General features: G+C 64.8%; 4 protein-coding genes. All 4 read left to right on the top strand.

Features of this window, described 5'->3' with window-relative positions; translation table 11 throughout:
- Positions 1-165 precede the first annotated feature (165 nt).
- The 4 genes from VLT15_14080 (at position 166) to VLT15_14065 (ending at position 5449) form a co-directional block, all read left to right on the top strand.
- Positions 166-1335, top strand: a complete 1170-nt coding sequence (locus VLT15_14080) for a sensor histidine kinase (protein HSR46343.1) — start codon at positions 166-168, stop codon at positions 1333-1335.
- A complete protein-coding gene (locus tag VLT15_14075; protein HSR46342.1) occupies positions 1332-1985 on the top strand; it encodes a response regulator transcription factor in 654 nt (217 codons plus the stop codon). The genes VLT15_14080 and VLT15_14075 overlap by 4 nt, the downstream gene beginning before the upstream one ends.
- Positions 1986-2182: 197 nt before the next feature.
- The gene (locus tag VLT15_14070) at positions 2183-2935 is read left to right on the top strand and encodes an ABC transporter ATP-binding protein (protein HSR46341.1); all 753 of its coding nucleotides are present in this window, start codon (positions 2183-2185) and stop codon (positions 2933-2935) included.
- Positions 2936-2938: 3 nt separating this feature from the next.
- The gene (locus tag VLT15_14065; GenBank protein ID HSR46340.1) at positions 2939-5449 is read left to right on the top strand and encodes an FtsX-like permease family protein; all 2511 of its coding nucleotides are present in this window, start codon (positions 2939-2941) and stop codon (positions 5447-5449) included.
- The last annotated feature ends 37 nt before the right edge of the window (positions 5450-5486 follow it).

Here is a 5486-nt window from a genome sequence, read left to right as displayed (position 1 = left end):
GAAGCGTCCACTCTGATTTCGCGCGACATTCGGAACCCATAGGTGCAGAATGTCGCGCGAAAAGCTGCTGCTGCTGCTGCTGCTGCAGGTGTAGATCACTCGGATGAGGCGCACCTCATCCTTCAGACCGATGTTTCGATGTGCATCAGCCGATACCATGGCAGCATGAAGCGCCGGTTACCGCCGTTTGTCATAGACCTGCTCATCGCCGTGGGCCTCCTTTGGCTGGCGCTGGTCAATCGGGCCGAGATCGAGATGCTGGCCGAGGACATCTTCACGAGAGATTCGGACTCCTTCAATACGTTCCTCATCGTCATGCAAACGATTCCGCTCGTTCTTCGCCGCCGCTATCCGCAAACCGTCTTGTTCGTGCTGCTGGGAGCCTTCGCGGTCGACCGGGTCCTCGACTACCCGAGCACTTTCGCCTCGGCGGGAATGGTCCTGGCCTTCCACTCCATCGGCAGCGAGTTGCCGCGCCGCCGATCGGCCCAGCTGGGCTTCTCCCTGGTCGGCGCGGTGGTGGTGTTCACAGGCCTCGGGGCGGCCACCCTCGAATCCGTCGGGTTCGAGGACGTGGTTTCCACCGGGCTCATGATCGCCGTGCCCCTCGCGCTGGGTCGTGAAGTCCATCAGCGTCGCCTCCGCACCCAGGAGTTGGAGGATCGGGCCGAGCGCGCCGAGCGAGAGCGGGAGAGCCGGGCCGCACAGGCAGTAGCCGAAGAGCGATCCCGAATCGCCAGAGAACTCCACGACGTGGTCGCCCACCAGATGGCCGTGATGACCCTCCAGGCCGAGGGTGCGCGCCGCCTGGCCGGTGACGCCGACCCACGGGTTGCCGAAGCGCTGGACACGATTCGCCAAACCGGACACTACGCACTCGACGAGATGCGATCCATGGTCGGGCTGCTCCGGAGTGTCCCCGACGACGGCACGGCCGAATTGGCGCCGCAACCGGGGCTGGCCGATCTCGACCGGCTGGTCGAGCAGATGCGCGACGCCGGCCTCGAAGTACAGTTGGAACGGCGCGGAGCCCATCGACCGCTCCCCGGCGGCCTCGACCTCCACGCCTACCGGATCGTCCAGGAATCACTCACCAACGCACTCAAACACGCCGGCCCCGGGTCGCGAGCACAGGTATGTGTCGATTACGGGGAAGAGGTTCTCGAGTTGGAGATCAACGACGATGGTCGCGGAGGGAACGGATCGAGAGAAGCCGGAGGCGGGCACGGCCTCATCGGCATGCGCGAGCGGGTCGCCTTGCTGAATGGGGAACTCACTGCGGGACCCGTGCACAATGGTTTCAGAGTCCGGGCGACCCTCCCGGTCGGCCCATGATCCGCATACTGATAGCCGACGATCAGGCGATGGTTCGCTCCGGCCTGAGGATGATCCTCGAATCCGAGATCGATCTGCAGGTCGTAGACGAAGCAGAGAACGGCGTGCAGGCGGTCCGGCTGGTGAAGCGGGAACGGCCCGACGTCGTGCTGATGGACGTTCGCATGCCGGAAATGGACGGTCTGGAAGCAACCAGACAGATTGCCGCCGAGGCGCCGGATTCCAGAGTGATCGTCCTGACCACCTTCGACATAGACGAGTACGTCTACGGGGCGCTGCGTGCCGGAGCGAGCGGGTTCCTGCTCAAGGATGCGCCGGCCGACGACCTCATCGCAGCCATCCGGGTCGTGGCCGGAGGCGACGCTCTCCTCGCCCCCTCCGTGACCAAGCGGATAATCGAGAAGTTCGCAGCCGGGCCGGATCCGGATCGCGCGGTCCAGGGTCTCGACGACCTGACCGAGCGTGAGGTCGAGGTGCTTCGCCTCGTCGCGCGCGGCTTGTCCAACGCCGAGATCGCCGCAGAGCTGTTCGTGTCCGAGGCCACGGTGAAGACGCACGTCTCCCATATCCTCACCAAACTCGGTTTGCGCGACCGGGTGCAGGCCGTCGTCGCCGCCTACGAGTCCGGGTTGACCGTTCCGGGGCTCTGACCCCGACCGGGTCCGGCCGACCGACGATCTTGCGGCTGCCGGCTGCGTCCGATGCCCCTCCTCCGTGAGGATGAGAGATGCGCCTCCGACGATCAGCCTTCCGGCTGATCCGTCAACCCGCCTCCAGTCCGACGGCTGATGAGAGATTCTCCGAGATGCTTGTGGAGTACCAGGAGACGAGTCACAGGAGGAACACAGTGGCACTCGCACTAGCAGCAGAGCGAACCGCAAATGCGGCCCGCATCGAAGACGCAGTCAAGGTCTACGGAACCGGCGACACCGAGGTCCGGGCGCTGGACGGCGTATCGGTCGACTTCAAGGCCGGCGCCTTCACCGCCATCATGGGACCGTCGGGATCCGGCAAGTCCACCCTTCTTCACACGCTGGCCGGTCTGGACACCCTCGATGAGGGTCACGTCTACATCGGCGACACCGATCTCGGATCGCTGAACGACAGACGGCTGACCGAACTCCGCCGGGAGCGCGTCGGCTTCATCTTCCAGGCTTTCAACCTCATCCCGACCCTCACCGCGGAAGAGAACATCCTCCTTCCGCTCCTCATTGCCGGTGACCGGCCCGAGCAGTCCTGGTTCGATCTGGTGGTAGACACCGTCGGCCTGCGGGATCGCCTCCATCACCGTCCGACGGAACTGTCGGGTGGCCAGCAGCAGCGGGTCGCCGCTGCCCGGGCCCTCGTCTCCCGACCCGAGATCGTCTTCGCAGACGAACCATCGGGGAATCTCGACTCGAAGGCCGGTGCCGAACTCCTCGAGTTCATGCGCCGGGCAGTCGACGAGTTCGGCCAGACGATCGTCATGGTCACCCACGACCCCGTTGCAGCCAGCTACGCCGACCGGGCCTTGTTCCTCGCCGACGGCAAGGTCGTCGATCACATTTGGGCACCGACTGCGGCTTCCGTACTCGAACGCATGAAGACCCTGGGAGCCTGAGCCATGATCCGTACAGCCATCAAGGGCGTCTTCGCCCACAAACTCCGCCTGACGCTGACGGCCGTGGCCATCGTCATGGGCGTCGCCTTCGTAGCGGGAACCTTCGTACTGACCGACACCATCGACTCCCGCTTCTCCACCTTGTTCGACGACGTATATGCAGGAGTCGACGCCACAGTACGACCCGAGTCGAGCAGCATGACGAACCAGAGCGACTCGTTTGAGGTCGAACTTGCCGACACCGTTGCCTCCGTCGCCGGTGTCGACAGGATCGCCGCCGGAGTCGGCGGAGTCGCCCAGATAATCGCCCCGAACGGAGACCCGATCGGTGGACAGGGGCCGCCGACAATCGGAAGCTCATGGGTTGATGTTCCGGCACTGACCGCTTTCCGAGTCGACGAAGGCAACGGGCGTGCCCCGGTTGCTGCCGGTGAAGTCGCCATAGACGTGGCCACATCGATTGCCGGCGACCTGCGAATCGGCAGCGAGATTCAGATTGAAACCGCCGCCGGTGCCGAGACCTTCGAAATAGTCGGTCTCGTCAGCTTCGGTTCCGAAGACAACCTCGCCGGCGCGACGATCTCGGTGTTTGAGTTGAGCGAAGCCCAGCGCCTCTTCGGACTGGAAGGCCGCTACAGCCAGATCGACGTTCTGGCGGTGGACGGTGTCGATCCGGAGACCCTGACGGCCCGTCTGCAGCAGGTGCTCCCCAGCGGAGTGGAGGCTGTCACCGGCAGTCAGCAGACCCAGGAGCAGTTCGACCAGTTCACCGAAGGTCTCGGGTTCCTCAACACCGCACTGCTGGCATTTGCCGCGGTGGCCGTCTTCGTTGGTGCGTTCATCATCCAGAACACGTTCCGCATCGTGGTAGCACAGCGCATCAAGGAACTCGCCCTGCTCAGAGCAGTGGGTGCCTCCCGCCGGCAGGTGATGGCCATGGTGTTGACCGAGGCGTTGGCGGTCGGAATGTTCGCCTCCGTCGTAGGTGTGCTGGTCGGCATCGGCTTCGCCAAGCTCCTCAAGGTCGGTATGGACGCAATGGGATTCGGCATGCCGGACGGACCGCTCACGGTTGAGATGCGGACGATCGTCGTCGGCATGACCGTCGGGATGACGGTCACCGTGTTCTCTTCTCTCCTTCCGGCACGGAAGGCTGCGCGGATCGCGCCGGTGGCCGCAATACGCGACATGCCGGCCGCCCGCCGGTCGCTGAAGACCAGGGCCCTGACCGGGACGGGCATCGTGCTCGCCGCGGCAGCTGCCCTCCTGCTCGGGCTCGCCACAGACAACGGCAATGCGTTGATGCTCGTCGCCTTTGGCTCACTGGCCGGCTTCATCGGGATCTCGGTGCTGGCGCCCTTGTTTGCCCGCCCCATCGCCAACCTGCTCGGCAAGCCGCTCCCCGGCATCTCGGGCCGCCTGGCCCGTGGCAACACTGCCCGTCAGCCTCGCCGCACCGCCGCCACTGCCTCGGCACTGATGATCGGCATCGCGCTCGTCGCCTTCGTGTCGATCTTCGGCGCATCGATCAAGGCATCTGTCGGTGAAGCCCTCGACGGTGCATTCCCGGCGGACCTCTCCATTCGTTCGAGCAACTTCTATGCCGGGGTCAGTCCCGCCGCCGTGGATTTGTTGCTCGACGTCGATGAACTCGACACCGTGTCCGGGGTCTTCTTTGGTGAGGCCGCCGTCGAAGGAAACGGAGCGATGGTCGTCGCGGTCGATCCGGCAACGGTCGATGCCGTCTACCGGCCGGAGGCCTCGATTCCGATCGACGAGGTGGGCGAAGGCATCCTGGTCCGTTCGGACAAGCTGGAGGCCGGAGGATGGTCAGTCGGGCAGCATCTGGCGATCGAGTTTCCGTCCATGCAGACGATCGCGACCGAGATCGTCGGAACCTTCGAGGACCGGACCTTCGCCGAGTACATGATCACCACCTCCACCTATTTCGAGCACTTCCCCGGAGAGTCGGCCGCAATGGTGTTCGCAACCCTGTCGGAAGGGTTCGATGCCGCGGCAGGGAAGGCCGCAGCCATGGATGCGTTGGAGGCATTCCCTTCGATCGGCGTCAACACCCAGTCCGACCAGATCGCAGAGTCCGAGGCTCAGATCGACCAGATGCTCGCTCTCTTCTCGGCGCTGCTGGGGCTGGCAGTGATCATCGCAGTGATCGGCATTGCCAACACTCTGGCCCTCTCGGTCGTCGAACGAACCCGGGAGATCGGTCTCCTGCGGGCGGTCGGCATGGGCCGTCGTCAGGTGCGGCGCATGGTCCGGTGGGAGTCGATCATCACGGCCCTGTTCGGTGCCCTGCTCGGCATCGGAGTCGGTGTGGTCCTGGGATGGGCGACGGTTGCCTCGCTGGCCGAGGAAGGCCTCGGAACCTTCGCACTTCCGGGAAGTCAGCTGGTCGTCTGGCTGCTGCTGGCCGTCGCAGCCGGTGTAGTCGCCGCCATCGGCCCGGCCCGCAAAGCCAGCCGTATGCGGATCCTCGAAGCGATTGCCTACGAGTAGCCCGGAAATCAATCCCTCCTTCTCGCGCGACATTCGG

This window comes from Acidimicrobiia bacterium (genome assembly GCA_035471805.1).
In the GTDB taxonomy this organism is placed as follows: Bacteria; Actinomycetota; Acidimicrobiia; order Spongiisociales; family JAHEDJ01; genus JAHEDJ01.
This window is presented reverse-complemented; position numbering and strand designations above follow the sequence as displayed.